The sequence below is a fragment of the Streptomyces sp. RGM 3693 genome (assembly GCF_050471125.1).
GTDB lineage: Bacteria > Actinomycetota > Actinomycetes > Streptomycetales > Streptomycetaceae > Streptomyces.
In genome coordinates, this window is sequence record NZ_JBMPPQ010000001.1 from 484,184 (window position 1) to 505,780 (window position 21,597).

The following is a 21,597-nucleotide window of genomic DNA, read 5'->3' on the forward strand; positions in this document are numbered from 1 at the left end:
GACGGCGAGCGTAGGAGCGGTGGGCGGGCGCCGTCTTGAAGGAATCGGACGCCGGCCCGGGCCGGCCGTCAGGGGACGCGGACGACCTGGCCGGCGTAGGAGAGGTTGCCGCCGAAGGCGAAGAGCAGGACCGGGGCGCCGACCGGGACCTCGCGGCGTTCGACCAGCTTGGCGAGGGCGAGCGGCACGGAGGCGGCGGAGGTGTTGCCGGAGTCGACGACGTCGCGGGCGATGACCGCGTTGACCGCGCCGAGGCGTTCCGCGACCGGCTCGATGATCCGCAGGTTGGCCTGGTGGAGGACGACGCCGGCCAACTCCTCGGGGCGGAGACCGGCCCGGTCGCAGACCTGCCGGGCGATGGCGGGGAGCTGGGTGGTGGCCCAGCGGTAGACGGTCTGGCCCTCCTGGGCGAAGCGGGCCGGGTTGCCCTCGATACGGACCGCGTTGCCCATCTCGGGGACCGAGCCCCACAGGACCGGGCTGATCCGGGCCTCCGGGGAGGCGGTGACCACCGCGGCCGCGGCGCCGTCGCCGACCAGGACGCACGTGGTGCGGTCGCTCCAGTCGACCACGTCGGTGAACTTCTCCGCGCCGATGACCAGGGCACGGGTCGCCGAGCCGGCCCGGATGGCGTGGTCGGCGGTGGCCAGGGCGTGGGTGAAGCCCGCGCAGACGACGTTGAGGTCCATCGTGGCGGGGGAGGCCAGGCCCAGCCGGGCCGCGACCCGGGCCGCGGTGTTGGGGCTGCGGTCGGTGGCGGTGCAGGTGGCGACCAGCACCAGGTCGATGTCCTGTGCGTCCAGGCCGGCGGCGGCCAGCGCCTTGCCGGCGGCCTCGGCGGCCATCGCGTCCACCGTCTCCTCCGGCGCCGCGATGTGGCGGGTGCGGATGCCGACGCGACTGCGGATCCAGGCGTCGTCGGTGTCGACGATCCCGGCGAGGTCGTCGTTGGTCAGCACACGAGAGGGCTGGTAATGGCCGAGGGCCAGGATGCGCGACCCGGTCATGGGATCCCCTGCGGTACGTGGAGCGGGTGGTGTCCGCACAGTCTCGCCCCTCGGCGGCGCCGGACGGCTGTGCGAACCACCAACGTTCCGTGGCCAGAACTAGAGGCTTCCGACGCGTGTCGGCCCCGGCGGCGCGGTGCGCGGCCGGGGCCGGGGCCGGGGCGGGCGGGGAGCGGCTCAGACCAGGGCGCGGAAGCGCCGCAGACGGAGGCTGTTGCCGACCACGAAGACGGAGGAGAACGCCATCGCGGCGCCGGCGATCATCGGGTTGAGCAGGCCCGCGGCGGCCAGCGGGAGCGCGGCGACGTTGTAGCCGAACGCCCAGAACAGGTTGGTGCGGATGGTGCCGAGGGTGGCCCGGGCGAGCCGGATGGCGTCCGCCGCGGTGCGCAGGTCGCCGCGGACGAGGGTGAGGTCACCGGCCTCGATGGCGGCGTCGGTACCGGTGCCCATCGCCAGGCCCAGGTCGGCGCGGGCCAGCGCGGCCGCGTCATTGACCCCGTCGCCGACCATGGCGACCGAGCGGCCCTGAGCCTGGAGGCGCTCGATGACGGCGACCTTGTCCTCGGGCAGGACCTCGGCGATCACCTCGTCGATGCCGACCTCCGCGGCGACCGACTCGGCCACCGCGCGGTTGTCGCCGGTCAGCAGGACCGGGGTCAGCCCCAGCGCGCGCAGCCGGCGGACCGCCTCGGCGCTGGTGGGCTTGACCGCGTCGGAGACCACCAGCACGGCGCGGGCCGCACCGTCCCAGCCGACCGTGACCGCGGTGTGCCCGGCCCGCTCGGCCGCGTCCTTGGCGGCGGCCAGCGCGGGCGGCAACTGCTGGCCGCGGTCGTTCAGCAGCCGCTCCCGGCCGACCAGGACGGCGTGTCCCTCGACGGAGCCGCGCACGCCGAGGCCGGGGATGTTCGCGAAGCCCTCGGGGACCGGCAGGGTGCCGGTGGGCTCGGCCTCCTGGGCGGCGGTGGCGACGGCCCGGGCGATGGGGTGCTCGGAGGAGTGCTCCAGCGCACCGGCCAGGCGCAGCGCCTGTGCGCGGGTCACCCCGTCGGCCAGGTGGACGTCGGTCAGGGTCATCACACCGGTGGTGACGGTGCCGGTCTTGTCCAGGACGACGGTGTCGACGGTGCGGGTGGTCTCCAGGACCTCGGGCCCCTTGAGCAGGATGCCGAGCTGGGCGCCGCGGCCGGTGCCGACCATCAGGGCGGTCGGGGTCGCCAGGCCGAGCGCGCACGGGCAGGCGATGATCAGCACGGCGACCGCGGCGGTGAACGCGGCGACCGCGCCGTGGCCGGTGCCGAACCAGAAGCCGAGGGTGGCCAGGGCGAGCGCGATGACGACCGGGACGAAGACCGCGGAGATCTTGTCGGCGAGCCGCTGGGCGGCCGCCTTGCCGTTCTGGGCGTCCTCCACCAGCCCGGCCATCCGGGCGAGCTTGGTGTCCGCGCCGACCCGGGTGGCCTCGACGACCAGCCGGCCGCCCGCGTTGACGGTGGCGCCGGTGACGGTGTCGCCGGGGGCGACCTCCACGGGGACGGACTCGCCGGTGAGCATCGAGGCGTCCACGGCGGACGAGCCCTCCACCACCCGGCCGTCGGTGGCGATCTTCTCCCCGGGGCGGACGACGAAGCGGTCCCCCGCGCGCAGCTCGCCGACCGGGATCCGGACCTCCTGGCCGCCGCGCAGCACCGCCACGTCCTTGGCGCCCAGTTCCAGCAGGGCACGCAGGGCCGCACCGGCCTTCCGCTTGGCGCGGGCCTCGAAGTACCGGCCGGCCAGGATGAAGGTGGTGACGCCGGCCGCGGCCTCCAGGTAGAGGGCGCCGCTGCCGCCGGTACGGGCGATGGTCAGCTCGAAGGGGTGGGTCATCCCGGGCATCCCGGCCGTACCGAAGAACAGCGCCCACAGCGACCAGCCGAAGGCGGCGAGGGTGCCCATGGAGATCAGGGTGTCCATGGTGGCCGCGCCGTGCCGCAGGTTGGTCCAGGCGGCCCGGTGGAACGGCCACGCCCCGTAGGCCACCACCGGGGCGGCCAGGGTCAGGGACAGCCACTGCCAGTTGGTGAACTGGAGGAGGGGGACCATCGCCATCAGGACCACCGGAACGGAGAGCGCCAGGGAGATGAGCAGACGCTGCCGGAGGGCGGCGAGCGGACCGTCGTCCGCACCCGGGCCGTCGGCGGCGGCGTCGGCGGGCGGTTCCGGTGCGGGGGGTTCGGGGAGCGCGGCGGTGTAGCCGGTCTTCTCCACGGTGGCGATCAGGTCGGCGGTCGCCACGCCGCTGCCCTCGGCGACCGTCACCTGCGCCTTCTCGGTGGCGTAGTTGACGGTGGCGGTGACCCCGTCCATGCGGTTGAGCTTCTTCTCGACGCGGGCCGCGCACGAGGCGCAGGTCATACCGCCGATCTCCAGCTCGACGACGGGCCCATCGATCGCGGTGGTCATGACGGCTGCTCCTCCTGTTCGCGGGGCCGTGCGGCACCTTGGGGCGGCCAGCGTCCCGTCCACCCTCCGTCGACCCCGCAAACACTTTACCCCCCTGGGGTATTCCCGCCATCGGGCCCCGTCGCGGCGTCCGGCTCGGCGGCCCCGGCGGCCCGCAGCGCCCGGCCGCCCAGTGCCCGCAGGTACCCGGTCAGCTCGGCCGGTTCGTGCACCGTGAACTCCCGGCCCAGCAGTGTCAGCCGCATCGCCAGCCACTCCAGCGATTCGGGCGCGCTGTGCCAGCGGCAGCTGTCCTCGTCGAGCGGTTCGACCTCGCCCGCCGCCCGGCCGCCGAGCCGGCCGGCCACCTCCTCGGCCGGCCCGTACACCGTCGCCACCGCCCGGTAGGTGACCGCCATCCCGCGTATCCGCTCCCGGACGTACGCCCCGGCGTCCGCGGCCGGCAGCTCGCGCGGCGGGGTCCGCACGCCGGTGGCGAACGGCTCGCTCAGCCGGTCCACCCGGAAGATCCGCCAGTCGTCGCGGTCGTTGTCGAACGCCACCAGGTACCAGCGGCGGCCCGCGGCGACCAGTCGGTGCGGCTCCACCAGGCGCCGGCTGAGGTCCCCCGCGCCGGCGCGGTAGCCAAAGCGCACCCGCTCGTGGTTGGCGATCGCCGCGGCCAGCACCGCCAGGTGCTCCGGATCGACGGTCGGGCCGTCGCCGACCGGCATCGGGACGGTGGCGGTGCCCAGCGTGCCCACCCGCCGCCGCAGCCGCGCCGGGAGCACCTGCTCCAGCTTGGCCAGCGCCCGGACCGACGCCTCCTCGATGCCCGCGATGGTGTGCCCGGCGGTCGAGCGCAGGCCCACCGCGATGGCCACCGCCTCCTCGTCGTCCAGCAGCAGCGGCGGCATGGCGGTGCCGGCGGCCAGCCGGTAGCCGCCCTCCGCGCCCATCGTGGCGTGCACCGGATAGCCGAGCTCGCGCAGCCGCTCGACGTCGCGGCGAATGGTCCGGGTGGTGACCCGCAGCCGGCCGGCCAGCTCCCGGCCGGGCCACTCGCGGGGTGTCTGGAGCAGCGACAGCAGGTTCAGCAGACGTGCCGATGTCTCACTCATGGGGACGATGATGGCGCAGAAAGTAGGACGGGAACTGTCCTAGACGGAGCTTAGTGTCGAGGACGTCCGGGACGGTACGCACCGCCAGCGCAACGGGTGCCCCCGGCGCTGGCGGTGCGTACCGTCCCCCTCGTTCACGGCACCGCCAGGAGTTCCGCATGACCCCGCCCGATCCGGCCCCCGCCGCGCCGGCCGACCAGACCCCCGCCGCGCCGGCCGGCGACGGCTCCCCGTCCGCCGACCGGCGACGGTGGATAGCCCTCGCCGTCGTCCTGACCGCGAGCTTCATGGACCTGGTCGACGCGACCATCGTCAACATCGCGCTGCCCAGCATCCGACAGGACACCGGCGCCGGTTTCGGCGCGCTCCAGTGGGTCACCGCCGGCTACGCGCTGGCCTTCGCCATCGGTCTGATCACCGGCGGCCGGCTCGGCGACATCCACGGCCGCAAGAAGCTCTTCCTGCTCGGGATGGGCGGCTTCACCGTCGCCTCCGCGCTGTGCGGGCTGGCCGCGGACCCGGCGATGCTGGTCGCCGCGCGGGTGTTGCAGGGCGCGACGGCGTCGCTGATGGTGCCGCAGGTGCTGGCGATCATCCACGTCAGCTTCCCGGCCCACGAGCGCGGCAAGGTCTTCGGGATGTTCGGCGCGGTGGTCGGCCTCGGCGCGGTCTGCGGCCCGCTGATCGGCGCCCTGCTCACCCAGGGGAACCTCTTCGGCCTGGAATGGCGGCCGATCTTCCTGATCAACCTCCCCGTCGGCGTCGTCGGGATCCTCTTCGGCCGCCGCTTCCTGACCGAGTCCCGCTCGGACACCGCGCTCCGCCTCGACCTGGTCGGCACCGCGCTGCTCACCCTCGGCCTGCTGCTGGTGCTCTACCCGCTCACCCACGGCCGCGAGGCCGGCTGGCCCGTCTGGGGCTTCGTCGCCATGGCGGCCGGGCCGCTGGTCCTCGCCGGGTTCGTCCGCTACGAGCACTTCAAGGCCCGTAAGGACGGCTCGCCGCTGGTCGAGCTCTCGCTGTTCCGGATCAAGACCTTCGCCGCCGGCGTCGGCGTCCAGCTCACGTTCGGCGTGGTCAGCGGCCTGTTCTTCCTCATCTGGACGCTGTACATGCAGCTCGGGCTGGGCTGGGGGCCGCTGCACGCCGGGCTGACCGGCCTGCCGTTCTCGCTGGCCTGCTCCGCCGCGGCCGGACTGTCCGTCCAGAAGCTGGTGCCCCGTTTCGGCCGCGCGGTGCTCCAGGCCGGTGCGCTGATCATGCTCGGCGGCACCCTTCTCTACCTCTGGCAGGCCGACCACTACGGCACCGCGATGCAGTCCTGGCAGATGGCCCCGGCGATGGTCCTCATGGGGGCCGGGATGGGCCTGATCATCGCGCCGATCACCGATGCCGTGCTCTCCGAGGTGCCGGTCGGACACTCCGGTTCGGCCTCCGGCATCTTCAACACCATGGGTCAGGTGGGCATGGCGCTGGGGCTGGCGCTGTCGTCGGTGGCGTTCTTCGGCGCGGTGGACGGGCCGGGCGGCGCCGGTTTCGTCGCCGCCACCACGCACGCCCTGTGGTGGATCGCCGGCGGGCTGGTGCTCGTCCTCGGCCTGCTGTTCTGGCTGCCCCGGCGGGCCCGGGTGCAGAGCCTGCCCCAGGAGGAGCCCGCGGCGCCCACCGGGGCGGCGCCCGAGCGGACCGCGGCGGACCAGCCGGCGCTCGTCCCCTGACTGGCGCGCGGAGCGCACGCCCGGGGCGCGCGGGCAAATGGACGGCACGGCTCCGACCACGGCACGGTGCGGAGTGCGCAAAATCAGGCCCGGGCCGTACCCCCTGTGTGCCCCAACGGGGATACTGACCGGGTGTCGATGATCAGCAATCTCCGCAAAGCCGCCCGGCTGCCGCAGCCGCGACAGGGCGGAGTGGACCTCAGCCACCCCGCCCGTTCGCCGCTCGGCACCGCCGTGGTGAACTGCGCGATCTACGTGTCCGGGGTGCGCCAGGAGGGCAGCCAGCCGGCCGAGGAAGCCATTCGACAGGTCCGGCGGACCGGTGACGGCTTCGTGTGGATCGGTCTGCACGAGCCGTCCGAGGTGGAGTTCGCCGGCATCGTCGAGCTGTTCGGGCTGCACCCGCTCGCCGTCGAGGACGCGGTCCACGCCCACCAGCGCCCCAAGCTGGAGCACTACGACGACTCGCTGTTCACCGTCTTCAAGACCGTCCGCTACGTCGAGCACGACCAGCTGACCGACACCAGCGAGGTCGTCGACACCGGCGAGATCATGGTCTTCACCGGCGTCGACTTCGTGATCACGGTGCGGCACGGCGGCCACGGCTCGCTGGGCCCGCTGCGCGAGCAGCTGGAGCGCGACCCGGAGCAGCTCGCGCTCGGCCCGTCCGCGGTGCTGCACGCCATCGCCGACCTCGTCGTGGACGACTACCTCGACGTCGCCGCCGCCGTCCAGGACGACATCGACGACGTCGAGAGCGAGGTCTTCTCGGTGCGCGGCAGTCGCGGCGCCGACCGGATCTACCAGCTCAAGCGCGAACTCCTGGAATTCAAGCGGGCGGTGACCCCGCTGGACCGCCCCCTCCAGGAGTTGGCGACCCGTTCCCTGCAGTTCATCGACCCCCGGATCAAGACCTACTTCCGGGACGTCGCGGACCACCTCGACCAGGTCCGCGAGCGGATCACCGGCTTCGACGAACTGCTCAACTCCATACTCCAGGCACATCTCGCCCAGGTCGCCAACGCCCAGAACGAGGCGATGCGCCGGATGTCCGCCTGGGCGGCGATCCTGGCCGTCCCCACCATGGTGACCGGCGTCTACGGGATGAACTTCGAGTACATGCCGGAGAAGAGCTGGACCTTCGGCTACCCCCTGGTGATGGCCGTGATGGTGGGGGTCTGCTGGCTGATGCACCGCGGCTTCAAGCGGAACGGCTGGCTGTAGGCCCGGTCGTCGGACGGCGGCTCCGGGGCGGCTCACCGCCCCGGGCGCTCACCGCCCCGCGACGTGCCGCGGCCGGGCGGCCCCGAACCCCATCGCCACCTGCGGCACCAACAGCACCAGCAGCACCGCCAACGGAACCGTCCAGGCGCCCGAGGCATCGTGCACGGCGCCCAGCACCGCCGGTCCGGTGGCGGCGAGGACGTAGCCGAAGCACTGGGCCATGCTGGAGAGTTGGGCGGTGTGCCGGGTGTCCGGGGCGCGCTGGACGATGAACAGCAGCGCCAGGCTGATCGCCGCACCCTGCCCCAGGCCCAACAGCGTCATCCACAGGTACGCGCCGCCGACCGGCGCCGCCCAGATCCCGACGAAGCCCGCCGCGCACAGCACCGCGCCCAGCGCGGCCAGCGTGCCGGCCCGCAGCCGGCGTCCGACGATCACCGGGGCCAGGAACGAGCCCGCGATCCCCAGCAGCGAGGAGAACGACAGCATCCAGCCGGCGTCGCCCGCGCTCAGCCCGGCGTCCTTGAGCATCGTCGGCAGCCAGGCGGCGGCCGCGTAGTAGCTCAGCGACTGGAGCCCCATGTAGCCGGTGACCTGCCAGGCCAGCGGGGAGCGCCACAGACCGCGGACCGGGTGCGCGGCCTGGCGGGCGGCGGCCTCGCCCACCTGGCTACGGTTGCGGAGCTGCGGCAGCCAGAGGACCAGCGCCAGCAGTGCCAGCACGCCCCAACAGGCCAGCGTGGCCTGCCAGGAGAGCCCGGCGGCCTGCTGCACCGGCACGGTGACGCCGGCCGCCAGCGCCGCGCCGCCGAACAGCGACATCGAGTAGAGCCCGGTCATCAGGCCCGCCTTCGCCGGGAAGTCCCGCTTGATCAGACCGGGCAGCAGGACGTTGGCGACGGCGATCCCGGCACCGATCACGACCGTCCCGGCGAACAGCGCCACCACCGAGTCCAGCAGCCGCAGCCCGGTGCCCAGGCAGATCAGGACCATGGTGCCGAGCAGTGACCGCTCCATGCCGAAGCGCCGGCCCAGCCGTGGGGCGAGCGGCGCCAGCAGTCCGAAGCAGAGCAGCGGCAGCGCGGTCAGCAGACTGGTGGCGGCCGCCGACATCCCGCTGTCGGACCGGATGGTGCCGACCAGTGGGGAGACCGCGACCAGCGCGGGGCGCAGGTTCAGCGCCAGCAGGACGACCCCGAGCCCGAGGTAGCGGGCGCGGCGGCCGGTGGCGCCGGGGGGCACCGGGAGGTCCGGTACCGCGGCCGTCGCCGCGCCGGTCGGCCGGGGCCCGGCCTCCGCTATGCCCGATGCCGGTCCGTCTGTCATCACTGGGGTTCCTCCGGTGTCCCGTCATGTCCGTTTGTTTCGGCCCCGGTTGCCGTTCCGTCCGGGGTGCCGTTGCCGTCCGCCGGCTCCGCGCGCAGGGCGTCGGCCGCCTCGGCGAGGTGAGCCAGCGCCGCCCGCTCGGCGGCGTCCGGGTCCCGGGCCTCGATGGCGTCGACGATGGCGGTGTGCGCGTCGATCTGGTGGCGGACCGCGTCGGGCAGCAGCGGCGTGCCGACCACGGCCCGTAGCGCTCCCCGCAGGGCGTCGCTGAACTGCTCGTACAGCTCGGCCAGCAGACTGTTGTGGGCTGCGGCCGCCACCGCCTGGTGGAAGCGCATGTCCGCCTCGATGAACTGGGCCACGTCGCCGGCCTCCCAGGCCCGGCCGCGCACCGCCAGCGCCTCCCGCAGCGCGGCCAGGTCCTGGTCCGTGCGGCGCTCGGCCGCATGCCGGGCGGCGTCCCGCTCCAGGCTGGCGCGGACCTCGTACGCCTCCAGGTTGGCGGCCCGGCGCAGTCGACGCTGGACCGCGGCCCCGAAGCCGCTGCGGGCCCGGACGTACGTCCCATCGCCCTGCCGCGGCTCCAGCATCCCGGTGTGCACCAGGGCGCGGACCGCCTCGCGGACGGTGTTCCGGCCGACGTCCAACTGCTCCACCAGCAGCGGCTCGGCCGGGATCTTCGCGCCGACCGGCCACTCGCCGTCGGCGATCAGCCGTTCCATCTGCTCGATGACCAGCTCGACGAGGCTGGTGCGGGCGGTACTGCGCAGCGGCATCGGCGCCGTCCTCTCGTTCGCGTTCCGCGGGGCCGCGGGTGGCGGTGCCCCACCGGCAGGACATCGAATTCTACCGGTGATGGGAACATCCCATGTTTAGCGCTGTCAAATGACCGGGCTTAGCCTGAGGGCGGCGATGCCCCTTGGCGGGGCGGGCCGGCCGGCCACCCGGTGGACGACTCCGGCGCCGGCAGCACACACGGACAGAAAGACCCGCGGACCATGGAAGAACGAGCCCGCCGGCCGCTGCCCTGGCAGGGCGAGTGGCCGGTGATCGGTGCGGTGGCGGTGGGCGGCGCCATCGGTGCCACGGCCCGCTACGGCGCCGGCCTGCTCTGGCCGACCGACGGCGCGTCCTTCCCCTGGACCACGCTGCTGGTCAACGTGGTCGGCTGCGCCCTGATGGGCGTCCTGATGGTGTTGATCACCGAGGTGTGGACGGCTCACCGGCTGCTCCGCCCGTTCCTGGGCACCGGCATCCTCGGCGGCTTCACCACCTTCTCGACCTACACCGTGGACATCCAGCGCCTGTTGGCCGCCGGGCGACTGACGCTCGCACTGGCCTACCTGGCCGGCACCCTGCTCGCCGCGCTCGCGGCGGTGGCGCTCGCCAGCAGCGCCACCAGGACGCTCTTCGGGCTGAGGCGGCGGACGGCATGACGGACCACCGGAGGGACCACCGGAGGGAACACCGGCCGGACGGCGCGACGGGCGGCGGGACGCCCGGCCCGGCGGACGGCCCGGCGCAGCCGGCCGCGGGCCCGGTCGGACGTCCCGCCCTGCGGCTGACCGTCCTCGTCGGCGAGCAGGACGTCTGGCACCATCGGCCCCTCTACGCGGAGATCGTGCATCGCGCCCGGGCGGCCGGCCTCGCCGGGGCGAGCGCCTTCCGCGGCGTCGAGGGCTTCGGGGCCACCTCGTTGATCCACACCCAGCGGCTGCTGTCGCTCAGCGAGGAGCTGCCGGTGGCGGTGATCGTGGTGGACACCGAGGAGCGGGTGCGGGCGTTCCTCCCGCAGCTGACCGAACTCCTGGCGGGCGGGGGCCTGGTGACCCTCGACCCGTGCGAGGTGCTGGCGTTCCGGAGCAGGCTGGGCGGAGCCACCGGCGGGGAGGGCACGACCGGGTGAATTGGCTGCTGGTGGTGGCCGGTGCCATGGTCGGGGCACCGCTGCGCTTCCTCGCCGACCGCTTCGTCCAGGCCCGGCACGACACGGTCTTCCCCTGGGGGACCTGGACCGTCAACGTCGTCGGCGCGCTGATCCTCGGCCTGCTGACCGGCGCGGCCACCGCCGGTGCCGCGCCGCCGCACGTCCAACTGCTGCTCGGCACCGGCCTGTGCGGGGCGCTGACGACCTATTCGACCTTCTCCTACGAGACGCTCCGGCTGGCCGCCGACGGGGCGCGCCGGTACGCCATGCTCAACATCGGGGTGAGCCTGGCGGTCGGACTGGCCGCCGCCTGCGCCGGAGTGGCCCTCGGCCACGCCCTTTGACCCGTTCCCGAGGCCCCCCTGACACTCCCGCAAGTCCCCCCACATGCGCGAGCGGTGGGGCTCGGGGAAGAGCCCCACCGCATGGGCGGACGTACGGATTGCGAGGGCTGGTGGGGGGAACGGAGCCGGCCGCCAGGTACCGGCTCCGTCAGCCCGGGCCCGTCATCTGCCCGGCCGCCGTCAGCCCGGCCGGGGGACGGCGGGCCGACCGCCGTGCCGCGTCCAGGGACGGCCTTGCAGGTCAGCCGCCGAAGCGGGCCCCGGCCAGGCCGTTCGCCCAGAGCTGGTCCACCTGGGCGCGCTCATTGCTGTCCGGCTGGGTGTTCTGGCAGGAGGGGCCGGGCCCGCCACCGGACATCAGCTCGCTGCAGGGACCCTCGTAGTGGTCCGGCAGGCCCAGTACGTGACCGGTCTCGTGCGCGACCACGCGGGTGGAGTTGTACTGCTTGGCCTGGCTGTAGTCGATGAAGACGAAGCCCTTGCCGTGGCCGTCGGTGCTGGCGTACGAACCGCGCGGGTCGTTGCCCTCCTTGTACTGGAAGTCGCCGCCGTTGCCCGCTTGCAGCTTGACGTTCTGGACGGCGCTGTTCCAGATCGAGGCGCTCTGGGATATCTCGTTCGCGAAGGTCGGGGCGGCGCTCGCGTCGTAGGTGACGCTGACCGACTTCAGGTGCGGGTTGGCCTTCAGCTTGGCCCGGGCCGACTTCATGACGGCCTCGAAGAACGCCTTGGTGTTCGCCTTCTCCGCCGTCGAACCGGCGTAGGCGGCGATCGAGGCGGGGGTGCTGTGGTGGGGGGCGGAGTGTGCGGTGAGGGACGTGGCCGACACCGGGGCCGCCGCGGCGAGCGCGGCGGCAAGGCCCAGACCGAGCGCAGCCGACAGCGCCGTCTTGGGAGATCTCATGTGGGGGGCTCCTTAATTTCCGAGAGGCCGTACGGCCGCCGTGTGGGGCGGCGGCCGGGGCCCTGCGGATTTCTTGGTGCCGTTGAGTGTGGACGGAGTTCACCCGTGGGGCGGAGATGCCAGGTAGCGATAGCGCGAGCCAATACCTCTGGTGGCCGCGGGCCAACGTGCTGGTGAAGAGCCGTGGTTCGGACCGGCCTGAGAGTCTGGTGTGAGCCGCGCCCGCACGTTTATGCTCCCGGCGTGGAGCTAGAGGTAAGGCATCTTCGCGCCCTGTGCGCCATCGCCGACACCGGCAGCGTGCGCAAGGCGGCCCGGCAGCTGGGGATGACGCAGCCTTCCTTGACGACCCAGCTCCACCGGATCGAGAAGGCCCTCGGCGGCCAGCTCTTCTTCCGCGAGCCGACCGGCAGTCGCCCCACCCCGCTCGGGCACTCGGTGCTCTGCCGCGCCCGGCCGATAGTGGCCGAAATGCGCGCGCTTGTCGAGGACATCGCCTCGGTATCGGTCCGGGAGGAAGGCACCCGGCTGCGGATCGGCAGCACGAACAGCCCTGCCGTCGCGGGCTGGTTGCGCCGGCTGCGCACCCGACTCCCGGAGACCGACACCACGATACGGACCGACGTGTCCGCCAACGCCCTGCTCCACATGGTCGCGATGGGGCAGCTCGACGCGGCCTTCGTGCACGAGGTCGAGGGCGCCCCGCTCCGGGTCCCCGACGGCCTGGAGGCGCACGAACTCCTCGCCCGGGAGCCGCAGTTCATCGCCCTCGCGGAGAGCCATCCGGCGGCCGGGCAGACCGTCGTCCGGGTCTGTGACCTGGCCGCCGACCAGTGGATGGTCGACCCGACCGTGGACGGCGAATGGGCCGGCCTGCGCCGTATCTGGGCCGCGGCCGGCATCAACCCCCGGGTGGTGCACGGCGATTACCTCACCGCCGTGGACCTGGTCATGGCCGGCGAGGTGGTCACCCCCTGCCAGCCCACCGCCCGCTCCCGCCCCGGCATGGCGATCCGCCCGCTGTACGGCGACCCGCTGGCGGTCCGGCTCTTCATGGCCTGCCGCCTGGACGGCCCGCCGGACGCCTCCGCCGACGACCTGTTCGCCGACCTCACCGCCGCCTACATGGAGATCGCCTGGGCCAGCGAGGCGTACCACGACTGGCTGGTTCGGCACGGCGGCGTGCTGGCCTCCGGGCACTGAGACGTCAGGGACTTATAGCTCGGGGCTATCGCCGGTCGCGGAGCGGCCCGGGGCTTTTCGTCCCGGCCCCGGAACGACCGCACCCGGCCCGCCAGCGCCGCCGGGTTGCGGCGGTGTGCGGACCGGGTGCGGTCAACGACCAGGCGATCAGGGAGACCGCAGGTCAGCAGGGATGAGGCGAGCTCAGCCCTTCTTGGTCTCCCAGAAGATCTTGTCGATCTGGGCGATCAGGTCCAGGGCCTTCTGGCCGGTGGCCGGGTCGTTCGAGCCCTTGGCCGCGCTGAGGGCCTTGAGGGTGTCGTTGACCAGCTGGTGCAGCTCCGGGTGCTTCTCGAAGTGCGGAGGCTTGAAGTAGTCGCTCCACAGCACCGAGACGTGGTGCTTGGCCAGCTCGGCCCGCTGCTCCTTGATCAGGACGGCGCGGGTGCGGAAGTCCTGGTCCTCGTTGGCCTGGTACTTCTCCTGGACGGCCTTGACCGACTCGGCCTCGATGCGGGCCTGGGCGGGGTCGTAGACACCGCAAGGCAGGTCGCAGTGGGCGCTGACCTTGACCTTGGGGGCGAACAGGCGGGAGAGCATGTTCAGTCCTTCCTCGTGATCGTCTTCTCAGGTGCGAGATTACTCGGTGCGGGAAGGCTTTTCTCGGGCGCCCCGGGGGTCTTAGGGCAAAAGTCCGGTGCCGGACCGGGACTGATGGAGGATGGTCCGGTGAGGGTCGTACGGAGGCGGGACCGGGAGGTACGGATGCCGGAGCGGGTGCGCGAGCCGGAGCGGGAGAGCGGCGGCGGCGCGGAGCCGGTGCGCGGCGGGCCGCTGCGGGCGTTCGGGTTGGCGGAGGTCTACAACCCGTCGATGGTGCCGACCCTCCAACCGGGGGACCAGCTGGTGGTCCAGTACGGCGCGGTGGTGCGCCCCGGTGACGTGGTCGTGCTGCGGCATCCGTTCCGGCAGGACCTGCTGATCGTCAAGCGTGCGGTGGAGCGGCGGGACGGCGGTTGGTGGGTGCGCGGCGACAATCCGTACGTGGAGAACGACAGCCGGGAGTTCGGGGTGGTCCCCGACGAGCTGGTGATCGCCCGGGCCTGGCTGCGGGTGCGGCCGCCGCGCGGGCTTCAGTGCTCGCCGCGGGCGGTGGCCTCCTGGGTGCTCTCGGCGGTGCGGCCGCTCTCCCGGCGCTTGCGGGCGCGGTAGGCGGCGACGTTGGCGCGGGTGGCGCAGCGGTCCGAGCAGTAGCGCCGGGACCGGTTGGTGGAGGTGTCCAGGTAGGCGTTGCGGCAGGGCTTGGCCTCGCAGATGCCCAGGCGGTCCACGCCGAGCTCGGTGAGGTGGAAGGCCAGGCCCATGCAGGCGGTCGCGGTGTAGCCGGCGGTGGCGTTGGCGGCGTGGTCGGCGATGTGCATGTGCCAATGGGGGCGGCCTCCCCCACTCTCGGCTCCGTTCGAGCGGGAGGTGCCCCCATCGCCGCGGGTCTCGTGGCCGGAGATCTGCGGGCTGACCGGGAACTCCATCATCAGCGCGTTCAGCAGGTCGACGGCGAGCACCTCGTCGCCGCGGTCGGCGGCCTCGAAGACCGCGCGCAGCCGGGCGCGGACCGTGCGCAGCCGGGTGACGTCGCTCTCGGTGGCCCGCCGGGCGGCCTGCTGGGCCGCGCCGAAGAGCTCACGGACCGCTTCGACCGAGGTCAGGGAGTCTCCGCCGCGCTCGGGCTGTTCGGTGTTGACCAGTCGCACGGCGTAATCCGAGTAATAGGCCAGTTCCACTTGTAGTCCTTACGGGGGCGCGTCTAAGGTGCGAGTACCCATGCGTAATGGGTGTTGTCAGTACGAGGGTATTACGGGTCGGAGGGGTTGCGACGACCGAGACCGTTGTCGGCGGTGACTGGCAGGCGTGGCAGGACAGTTGGGACCGGCAATATCTCGGACCGGCTGTTGAAGAGGTTCCCGAAGGCCGAGAGCGTGGGCGTCGACCTGGACCCGGCACTGCTGGCCATCGCGGAGGGGTATTTCGCGGACGAGCGGCGGATCCGGTTCGTCCGGGCCGACCTGACGGACCCGCAGTGGGCCGCGAAGCTGCCGTACGACTCCTTCGACGCGGTGCTCACCGCCACCGCACTGCACTGGTTGCGGACCGCGGAGCTGCGCAGGCTGTACGGGCGGCTGGGCGGCCTGCTCAGGGACGGCGGGGTGTTCCTCAACGCCGACCGCATGCCCGACGAGACCACCCCGCGGATCAACGCCGCCAGGGGGTACCTCCCATGCCCTTTAGGCATGGGGGAGGGAGTTCCGGCACGCCCACATGGCGCGGGCCAAGGAGGCCGGCGCGGTCGACTGGGCCGAGTGGTGGCGGCTGGCCGCCGCCGATCCGCGGCTGGCCGGGCCGACCGCCGAGCGCTTCGAGATCTACGGCGAGCACGCGGACGGCGAGACGCCCGCCGTGCAGTGGCACGTCGGGGCGCTGCGTGACGCCGGGTTCGCCGAGGTGCGCCCGGTGTGGGCCTCGCCGACCGACAGCCTCGTCCTGGCGCTGAAGTAACGCCCGGCGTCGGAACGGCGCGCGGCGCGGCAGGAGGCACCGCGAGGGTGCCGCCCGCCGCGCCGCCGCGGCAGGTCCGGGAACGTCCGGGCCCGGGGTCCTCAGAGGACCTTGGAGAGGAACGACTGGGTCCGCTCGTGCTGGGGGTTGGTGAGCACGTCGCGCGGGTGGCCGGACTCGACGACCACGCCGTCGTCCATGAAGACCAGCGAGTCGCCGACCTCACGGGCGAAGCCCATCTCGTGGGTCACCACGACCATCGTCATGCCGTCGGCCGCCAGGTCCTTCATGACGTCCAGGACGTCGCCGACCAGCTCCGGGTCGAGGGCCGAGGTCGGCTCGTCGAAGAGCATCAGCTTGGGCTCCATGGCCAGGGCCCGGGCGATCGCCACCCGCTGCTGCTGGCCGCCGGAGAGCTGCGAGGGGTAGTTGCCGGCTTTGTCGGCCAGTCCGACCCGGTCCAGCAGCTTGACCGCCCGCTCCCGCGCGGACGCCTTGGACTCGCCCTTGACCTGGACCGGCGCCTCCATGATGTTCTCCACCGCGGTCATGTGCGGGAAGAGATTGAAGCGCTGGAAGACCATGCCGATGTCGCGGCGGCGGGCGGCGACCTCGCGGTCGCGCAGCTCGTAGAGCTTGCCGTGGCTCTCGCGGTAGCCGACCAGCTCGCCGTCGACCGACAGCCGACCGGAGTTGATCTTCTCCAGGTGGTTGATGCACCGCAGGAACGTCGACTTGCCGGAACCGGACGGGCCGATCAGGCAGAAGACCTCCCGGGGCGCCACCTCCAGGTCGATCCCCTTGAGGATGTGCGCCGAACCGAAGGACTTGTGGACGCCCTCGGCCTTGACCATCGGGACCGCGGCCTTGCCGGAGCCGGTGCTCACGGTCTTGCTCTTGCTCTTGCTCATGCCGTACCTCCGGCGCGGTTCAGGCCGGCCAGCTTCGCCTTGACGCGCTGGAACGGGGTGGGCGGAAGCTGGCGGCTGGAGCCGCGGGCGTAGTAGCGCTCCAGGTAGTACTGGCCGATGCTGAGGACCGTCGTGGCGATCAGGTACCAGGCGGCGGCCAGGATCAGCATCTCGACCACCACACCGGAGTCCCGGCCGACGTTCTGTGCGGCCTGGAGGAGGTCGTAATACTGGACCGCGATGACCAGGGACGAGGTCTTGAGCATGTTGATGACCTCGTTGCCGGTCGGCGGCACGATCACCCGCATCGCCTGCGGCACGACGATCCTGCGCAGCGTCCTGCCGTGGCTCATGCCCAGGGCGTGCGCCGCCTCGGTCTGGCCCTCGTCGACGGCGTTCAGACCGGCCCGACAGATCTCGGCCATGTACGCGGCCTCGTTGAGTCCGAGACCGAGCAGCGCGCACAGGAACGGGGTCATGAAGTCCGACCACTCGTCCTTGTAGATCGGCATGATGTCGATGTACTGGAAGACCAGGCCGAGGTTGAACCACAGGAAGAGCTGGACGTAGACCGGGGTGCCGCGGAAGAACCAGACGTAGAACCACGCCACGGACTTGGTCACCGGGTTCTTGGACTGCCGCATGACCGCCAGGATCACGCCCAGCACGATGCCGATCACCATCGCCAGCACGGTGATCCACAGGGTGTTGCGCAGGCCCTTGAGGATGTCCGCGTTGAACATGTACTCCGGTATCGCGCCCCAGTTGACCTTGCCGGAGGCGAAGGCCCGGACGAGCAGCACCAGCAGCCCGATGACGACGAGCGCGGCGACCCAGCGCCCGTAGTGGCGGACCGGTATGGCTTTGATGGGCTCGGGCTGGGCCGGCGGAGCGGCCGCCGGCGGCTCGGCCGGCTTGTCGACGTCAACTGACACGGAGGAAAGCCTTTCAGCGTGTGGCGGGAGAGGCGTGGGTGGGCCGCGCGGGGCGCGCCGGTGGAGCGGGACCGGTCGCCGGCTCAGGTGCCGCCGTTGATCTGCGCTTCCTTGATCGCGGCGTCCCTGACGTTCCACTTGGCCAGGACGCCGTCGTACGCGTGGTTCTTGATCACCAGCTCCACGGCCGCCTTGATCGCGTCGCGCAGCTGCCCCTGTCCCTTGGGGACGGCGATGCCGTACGGGGCCGCCTTGAGCGGGGCGCCGCCGACCATCTGGAAGTCGTTGCCGCCGCCGGAGACCTTCACCGCGTAGGCCGCGACCGGGTAGTCGCTGGAGACCGCGTCCACGCCACCGGTCCGCAGGCGGGTCTGGGCCTCGGAGTCGTTGTCGAACGCCTCGATGGAGATCGGCTGGTCGCCATTGGACTCACAGGTCTTGGACTTGTCCTTGGCCAGGTCGTGGGAGACGGTGCCGCGCTGGACGGCGAGCTTCTTGCCGCACATGGTCTCCCAGCCGTCGATGCCCTTGGTCTTGCCCTTCTGGGTATAGACCGAGACGCCGACGTTGAGGTAATCGACGAAATCGACACCCTCGCCGATCTTCTTACCGGTGGTGCTGTCGATGCCCTGTTGGCGGTCCTTGGTGTCCGTCATCGCCGACATCGCGAGGTCATAGCGCTGGGACTTCAGCCCACCCATGAGGGTGTCGAAGGTGGCGTTGTTGAAATTGAGCTTGATGCCCAATTCCTTGCCGATTGCCGCCGCGAGATCCGGATCGATCCCTTCCACCTTGCCGTTCGAGCGGAACTCCACCGGCTTGTACGTGATGTCCGAGCCGACCTGGAGCATCCCCTTGTCCTGAACGTCCTTGGGGAGCTTGCTGAAGAGCGGGGCGTGCGGATTGCGGTTCTTGGCCGCCTCCCGCCGGGCGATCGCCGCGTCGGTCTGGTCACCGCAGGCGCTGAGCAGCAACAGCGAAGCGGTGACCGTGGCTATTGCGGCGGCCGTCTTGACGGACTTACCGGACCTGCCGGCCGCCGCGCGACGGGTGGAGTCTGCGGTCATGCGGATCCTCCTGCGGATGGGTAACCGACGTGCCAGTGTGGGCAGCCGATGTGCTGGTGAGAAGGGGGTGGGCACACACCTTTGGGCATCTTTGGGCGTCGGCCCTCGGTCGGTGACGGAATCTTGCCATCCGGACTCCGGTATTCGGACTGTCGCACAGGTCAAAATCGGATAACGGACGAGCGTGGTGCGTCGTCGGCCTTGCCGCACAAGGGGAATGGCCTCTCGCCGATACCGAAGGCGAAGTGAGGGGGGGCGGGCCTTGTCTCGGAATTCGGACAGTCACGGGGGATCTTCGGCGATTTCGGGCGTTCCGTCGCTAATGTCGGAGCCCTGTACCGGTAGGTAACGAATCTAACTCGTCGCCCTGCACGCCCGTCCGGTAGAAAGGGTCGTTACACCCCTCATCCGGGGCTCAGGGCGCGTGTGCGGCGCGCCCGGCGTCCGTACCTCCCCCCGCGCGGTGGCTATCCGCTGTGCAGGGCGCGGACGCGGTGCCCGCCCACCCCCCAACCAGGGAGTGGCCACCCTCAACAGATTTACGACAAAGGGGTCAGAGAACAGTGGCAGCGGAGATCGTCAATCCTCGCAGCGACAACGCGACGGGCGCGGAAGAAGGCGCGGACGGTACGTCCGACGAACTCTTCGACCCGGCCTTCGCGCTGCATCGCGGCGGCAAGATGGCCATCCAAGCGACCGTCCCGGTGCGCGACAAGGACGACCTGTCCCTCGCGTACACGCCGGGCGTCGCCAAGGTGTGCAGCGCCATCGCCGAGCGGCCCGAGCTCGTGCACGACTACACGTGGAAGTCCCAGGTCGTGGCCGTGGTCACGGACGGCACCGCGGTGTTGGGCCTCGGCGACATCGGACCGGAGGCATCCCTTCCCGTGATGGAAGGCAAGGCCATCCTCTTCAAGCAGTTCGGCGGTGTGGACGCGGTCCCGATCGCCCTCGCGACCACCGACGCCGACGAGATCGTGGACACCGTCGTCCGCCTCGCGCCGTCCTTCGGCGGCGTCAACCTGGAGGACATCTCGGCGCCCCGGTGCTTCGAGATCGAGCAGAAGCTCAAGGAACGCCTGGACATCCCGGTCTTCCACGACGACCAGCACGGCACCGCCGTGGTCACCCTGGCCGCGCTGCGCAACGCCGCCAAGCTCACCCAGCGCGAGCTCGGCGACCTGCGGGCGGTCATCTCGGGCGCCGGTGCGGCCGGGGTCGCCATCGCCAAGATCCTCGTCGAGGCGGGCATCGGCGACGTGGCGGTCTGCGACCGCAAGGGCGTCGTCTCCGCGGACCGCGGTGACCTCACGGACGTCAAGCGCGAGCTGGCCGGCTTCACCAACAAGGCGGGCCTGACCGGTTCCCTGGAGACCGCGCTGGACGGCGCCGACGTCTTCATCGGCGTCTCCGGCGGCACGGTGCCGGAGGAGGCGGTGGCGAAGATGGCGAAGGAATCGATGATCTTCGCGATGGCCAACCCCAACCCGGAGATCCACCCGGACGTCGCCCACAAGTACGCCGCGGTGGTCGCCACCGGGCGCAGCGACTTCCCGAACCAGATCAACAACGTGCTGGCCTTCCCGGGCATCTTCGCCGGCGCCATGCAGGTGCGCGCCTCGCAGATCACCGAGGGCATGAAGCTCGCCGCCGCGGAGGCGCTGGCCGCCGTCGTCGCCGACGAGCTCAGCGCGGACAAGGTCATCCCCTCGCCGTTCGACGAGCGGGTCGCCCCGGCCGTCACCGCGGCCGTCGCCGCCGCCGCCCGTGCGGAGGGCGTCGCCCGGCGCTGACCTCCCGTCCCCCGCGCAGATCGCTGACGGGCCGGGCCGGCACCCCTCGCGGGTGACGGCCCGGCCCGTCCGGCATGGGGGCGATGGCCGGAAAGAGCGGTGGGAATCCGGTCGTCCGCGACCCCGGAGGGGCGGCGCGTGTCACACCCGCGTCCGCTGTCGCGGGGCCCGCCCGCGGCCTACGTTGGGATCATGTTTGCTGCCTACGCCGCCCGCATCGACCGCGACCAGCCGCTGAACGGCCTCGAATTGGGGGAGCGTCCGGCCCCCGCCGCCCGCCCCGGCTGGACCACCGTCGACGTCAAGGCCGCCTCCCTCAACCACCACGACCTGTGGACGCTGCGCGGCGTCGGGATCACCGAGGAGTCGCTCCCGATGATCCTCGGCTGTGACGCCGCCGGCATCGACGAGCACGGCAACGAGGTCGTCCTGCACTCCGTCATCGGGCAGACCGGCCACGGAGTCGGCCCGAACGAGAAGCCGTCCATCCTCACCGAGCGCTACCAGGGCACCTTCGCCGAGCGGGTCACCGTGCCCACCTGGAACGTCCTCCCCAAGCCCGCGGAGCTGTCCTTCGCGGAGGCCGCCTGCCTGCCCACCGCGTGGCTGACCGCGTACCGGATGCTGTTCACCAACGCCGGGGTCCGGCCCGGGGACAGCGTGCTGGTCCAGGGCGCCGGCGGCGGGGTGGCGACCGCCGCCATCGTCCTGGGCGCCGCAGCGGGCCTGCGGGTCTTCGCCACCAGCCGGGACGAGACCAAGCGCAAGCGCGCGGTGGAGCTGGGCGCCGAGGCGGCGTTCGCGTCCGGCGAGCGGCTGCCCCGGCGGGTGGACGCGGTGATCGAGACGGTCGGCGCCGCCACCTGGTCGCATTCGGTGAAGTCGCTGCGGCCCGGCGGCACCCTGGTCATCTCCGGCGCCACCAGCGGCTTCACGCCGAAGAGCGGGGAGCTCAACCGGATCTTCTTCCTGGAGCTGAAGATCGTCGGTTCGACGATGGGCAGCAAGGAGGAACTGGCCGGGCTGCTCAGCTTCTGCGCCGCCAAGGGCATCCGGCCGGTGATCGACTCCACGCTGCCGCTGGACCGGGCGCGCGAGGGCTTGGAGAAGATGGCCGAGGGCGAGCTCTTCGGGAAGATCGTGCTGACCGTCTGAGCC

At 72.1% G+C, this 21,597-nt stretch carries 20 protein-coding genes and 1 pseudogene; 10 read left to right on the top strand and 11 right to left on the bottom strand.

The features are described from left to right. Positions 1–68: 68 nt before the first annotated feature. The 3 genes from ACO0M4_RS02240 to ACO0M4_RS02250 all read right to left on the bottom strand — a co-directional run bounded on the left by ACO0M4_RS02240 (position 69) and on the right by ACO0M4_RS02250 (position 4,555). Complete coding sequence (locus ACO0M4_RS02240; RefSeq protein WP_430367809.1) at positions 69–1,007, bottom strand: beta-ketoacyl-ACP synthase III; 939 nt, start codon at positions 1,005–1,007, stop codon at positions 69–71. A 177-nt stretch (positions 1,008–1,184) separates the two neighbouring features. Continuing rightward, positions 1,185–3,455, bottom strand: a complete 2,271-nt coding sequence (locus ACO0M4_RS02245) for a heavy metal translocating P-type ATPase (protein WP_430367810.1) — start codon at positions 3,453–3,455, stop codon at positions 1,185–1,187. Positions 3,456–3,541: 86 nt separating this feature from the next. Beyond that, positions 3,542–4,555 carry a helix-turn-helix transcriptional regulator gene (locus tag ACO0M4_RS02250; RefSeq protein ID WP_430367811.1) on the bottom strand — a complete coding sequence of 338 codons (1,014 nt, stop codon included), beginning with the start codon at positions 4,553–4,555 and terminating at the stop codon, positions 3,542–3,544. Positions 4,556–4,713: 158 nt separating this feature from the next. Between ACO0M4_RS02250 and ACO0M4_RS02255 the strand changes: the two genes are divergently transcribed. After that, positions 4,714–6,273 carry an MFS transporter gene (locus ACO0M4_RS02255; RefSeq protein WP_430367812.1) on the top strand — a complete coding sequence of 520 codons (1,560 nt, stop codon included), beginning with the start codon at positions 4,714–4,716 and terminating at the stop codon, positions 6,271–6,273. 138 nt (positions 6,274–6,411) lie between these two features. After that, the gene (gene corA, locus ACO0M4_RS02260; RefSeq protein ID WP_430371198.1) at positions 6,412–7,497 is read left to right on the top strand and encodes a magnesium/cobalt transporter CorA; all 1,086 of its coding nucleotides are present in this window, start codon (positions 6,412–6,414) and stop codon (positions 7,495–7,497) included. A gap of 48 nt (positions 7,498–7,545) precedes the next feature. Here the strand turns inward: corA and ACO0M4_RS02265 are convergent, their stop codons facing one another. After that, the gene (locus tag ACO0M4_RS02265) at positions 7,546–8,823 is read right to left on the bottom strand and encodes a CynX/NimT family MFS transporter (protein WP_430367813.1); all 1,278 of its coding nucleotides are present in this window, start codon (positions 8,821–8,823) and stop codon (positions 7,546–7,548) included. Next, positions 8,823–9,599: a FadR/GntR family transcriptional regulator gene (locus ACO0M4_RS02270; RefSeq protein WP_430367814.1), complete on the bottom strand. Its 777-nt coding sequence runs from the start codon at positions 9,597–9,599 to the stop codon at positions 8,823–8,825. Before ACO0M4_RS02270 ends, ACO0M4_RS02265 begins: the two co-directional genes overlap by 1 nt. A 222-nt stretch (positions 9,600–9,821) precedes the next feature. On the opposite strand from ACO0M4_RS02270, the gene crcB (ACO0M4_RS02275) reads away from it, so the two are divergent. The 3 genes from crcB (ACO0M4_RS02275) to crcB (ACO0M4_RS02285) all read left to right on the top strand — a co-directional run bounded on the left by crcB (ACO0M4_RS02275) (position 9,822) and on the right by crcB (ACO0M4_RS02285) (position 11,094). Then, complete coding sequence (gene crcB / locus ACO0M4_RS02275) at positions 9,822–10,259, top strand: fluoride efflux transporter CrcB (RefSeq protein ID WP_430367815.1); 438 nt, start codon at positions 9,822–9,824, stop codon at positions 10,257–10,259. A gap of 125 nt (positions 10,260–10,384) precedes the next feature. Further along, on the top strand, positions 10,385–10,729 hold the full coding sequence (locus tag ACO0M4_RS02280) for a DUF190 domain-containing protein (protein ID WP_430371199.1): 345 nt from the start codon (positions 10,385–10,387) through the stop codon (positions 10,727–10,729). Then, positions 10,726–11,094 carry a fluoride efflux transporter CrcB gene (crcB, locus tag ACO0M4_RS02285; RefSeq protein ID WP_430367816.1) on the top strand — a complete coding sequence of 123 codons (369 nt, stop codon included), beginning with the start codon at positions 10,726–10,728 and terminating at the stop codon, positions 11,092–11,094. The genes ACO0M4_RS02280 and crcB (ACO0M4_RS02285) overlap by 4 nt, the downstream gene beginning before the upstream one ends. A 241-nt stretch (positions 11,095–11,335) precedes the next feature. Here the strand turns inward: crcB (ACO0M4_RS02285) and snpA are convergent, their stop codons facing one another. Continuing rightward, a complete protein-coding gene (gene snpA / locus ACO0M4_RS02290; protein WP_430367817.1) occupies positions 11,336–11,998 on the bottom strand; it encodes a snapalysin in 663 nt (220 codons plus the stop codon). A 243-nt stretch (positions 11,999–12,241) separates the two neighbouring features. Between snpA and ACO0M4_RS02295 the strand changes: the two genes are divergently transcribed. After that, positions 12,242–13,201 (top strand): LysR family transcriptional regulator, encoded by a 960-nt coding sequence (locus ACO0M4_RS02295; RefSeq protein ID WP_430367818.1) that lies wholly within the window; start codon positions 12,242–12,244, stop codon positions 13,199–13,201. Positions 13,202–13,384: 183 nt separating this feature from the next. Here the strand turns inward: ACO0M4_RS02295 and sodN are convergent, their stop codons facing one another. Then, positions 13,385–13,780, bottom strand: a complete 396-nt coding sequence (gene sodN / locus ACO0M4_RS02300; protein WP_390014633.1) for a superoxide dismutase, Ni — start codon at positions 13,778–13,780, stop codon at positions 13,385–13,387. Between the two features lie 165 nt (positions 13,781–13,945). On the opposite strand from sodN, the gene sodX reads away from it, so the two are divergent. After that, positions 13,946–14,392 carry a nickel-type superoxide dismutase maturation protease gene (gene sodX, locus ACO0M4_RS02305; protein ID WP_430371201.1) on the top strand — a complete coding sequence of 149 codons (447 nt, stop codon included), beginning with the start codon at positions 13,946–13,948 and terminating at the stop codon, positions 14,390–14,392. On the opposite strand, the gene ACO0M4_RS02310 is transcribed toward sodX, so the two are convergent. Continuing rightward, positions 14,314–14,961: a CGNR zinc finger domain-containing protein gene (locus ACO0M4_RS02310; protein WP_430367819.1), complete on the bottom strand. Its 648-nt coding sequence runs from the start codon at positions 14,959–14,961 to the stop codon at positions 14,314–14,316. The two genes, sodX and ACO0M4_RS02310, sit on opposite strands and share 79 nt — an antisense overlap. 87 nt (positions 14,962–15,048) lie before the next feature. On the opposite strand from ACO0M4_RS02310, the pseudogene ACO0M4_RS02315 reads away from it, so the two are divergent. After that, a pseudogene (locus ACO0M4_RS02315) lies at positions 15,049–15,733 on the top strand (class I SAM-dependent methyltransferase). A 101-nt stretch (positions 15,734–15,834) separates the two neighbouring features. Here the strand turns inward: ACO0M4_RS02315 and ACO0M4_RS02320 are convergent. The 3 genes from ACO0M4_RS02320 to ACO0M4_RS02330 all read right to left on the bottom strand — a co-directional run bounded on the left by ACO0M4_RS02320 (position 15,835) and on the right by ACO0M4_RS02330 (position 18,646). After that, a complete protein-coding gene (locus ACO0M4_RS02320) occupies positions 15,835–16,587 on the bottom strand; it encodes an amino acid ABC transporter ATP-binding protein (RefSeq protein WP_390014961.1) in 753 nt (250 codons plus the stop codon). Between the two features lie 53 nt (positions 16,588–16,640). Beyond that, positions 16,641–17,579, bottom strand: a complete 939-nt coding sequence (locus ACO0M4_RS02325) for an amino acid ABC transporter permease (RefSeq protein ID WP_430367820.1) — start codon at positions 17,577–17,579, stop codon at positions 16,641–16,643. 83 nt (positions 17,580–17,662) lie between these two features. Further along, the gene (locus ACO0M4_RS02330; RefSeq protein WP_430367821.1) at positions 17,663–18,646 is read right to left on the bottom strand and encodes an ABC transporter substrate-binding protein; all 984 of its coding nucleotides are present in this window, start codon (positions 18,644–18,646) and stop codon (positions 17,663–17,665) included. Positions 18,647–19,209: 563 nt separating this feature from the next. Between ACO0M4_RS02330 and ACO0M4_RS02335 the strand changes: the two genes are divergently transcribed. Both ACO0M4_RS02335 and ACO0M4_RS02340 read left to right on the top strand, forming a co-directional pair. Next, positions 19,210–20,439: an NAD(P)-dependent malic enzyme gene (locus tag ACO0M4_RS02335; RefSeq protein ID WP_430367822.1), complete on the top strand. Its 1,230-nt coding sequence runs from the start codon at positions 19,210–19,212 to the stop codon at positions 20,437–20,439. Between the two features lie 192 nt (positions 20,440–20,631). Next, on the top strand, positions 20,632–21,594 hold the full coding sequence (locus ACO0M4_RS02340) for a zinc-binding dehydrogenase (RefSeq protein WP_430367823.1): 963 nt from the start codon (positions 20,632–20,634) through the stop codon (positions 21,592–21,594). Positions 21,595–21,597 lie beyond the last annotated feature (3 nt).

Coding starts and splice junctions, on each gene's coding strand:
- ACO0M4_RS02240 (WP_430367809.1), bottom strand. CDS start 1,007: ATGACCGGGTCGCGCATCCTGGCCCTCGGCCATTACCAGCCCTCTCGT.
- ACO0M4_RS02245 (WP_430367810.1), bottom strand. CDS start 3,455: ATGACCACCGCGATCGATGGGCCCGTCGTCGAGCTGGAGATCGGCGGT.
- ACO0M4_RS02250 (WP_430367811.1), bottom strand. CDS start 4,555: ATGAGTGAGACATCGGCACGTCTGCTGAACCTGCTGTCGCTGCTCCAG.
- ACO0M4_RS02255 (WP_430367812.1), top strand. CDS start 4,714: ATGACCCCGCCCGATCCGGCCCCCGCCGCGCCGGCCGACCAGACCCCC.
- corA (WP_430371198.1), top strand. CDS start 6,412: ATGATCAGCAATCTCCGCAAAGCCGCCCGGCTGCCGCAGCCGCGACAG.
- ACO0M4_RS02265 (WP_430367813.1), bottom strand. CDS start 8,823: ATGACAGACGGACCGGCATCGGGCATAGCGGAGGCCGGGCCCCGGCCG.
- ACO0M4_RS02270 (WP_430367814.1), bottom strand. CDS start 9,599: ATGCCGCTGCGCAGTACCGCCCGCACCAGCCTCGTCGAGCTGGTCATC.
- crcB (WP_430367815.1), top strand. CDS start 9,822: ATGGAAGAACGAGCCCGCCGGCCGCTGCCCTGGCAGGGCGAGTGGCCG.
- snpA (WP_430367817.1), bottom strand. CDS start 11,998: ATGAGATCTCCCAAGACGGCGCTGTCGGCTGCGCTCGGTCTGGGCCTT.
- sodN (WP_390014633.1), bottom strand. CDS start 13,780: ATGCTCTCCCGCCTGTTCGCCCCCAAGGTCAAGGTCAGCGCCCACTGC.
- sodX (WP_430371201.1), top strand. CDS start 13,946: ATGCCGGAGCGGGTGCGCGAGCCGGAGCGGGAGAGCGGCGGCGGCGCG.
- ACO0M4_RS02320 (WP_390014961.1), bottom strand. CDS start 16,587: ATGGTCAAGGCCGAGGGCGTCCACAAGTCCTTCGGTTCGGCGCACATC.
- ACO0M4_RS02330 (WP_430367821.1), bottom strand. CDS start 18,646: ATGACCGCAGACTCCACCCGTCGCGCGGCGGCCGGCAGGTCCGGTAAG.
- ACO0M4_RS02340 (WP_430367823.1), top strand. CDS start 20,632: ATGTTTGCTGCCTACGCCGCCCGCATCGACCGCGACCAGCCGCTGAAC.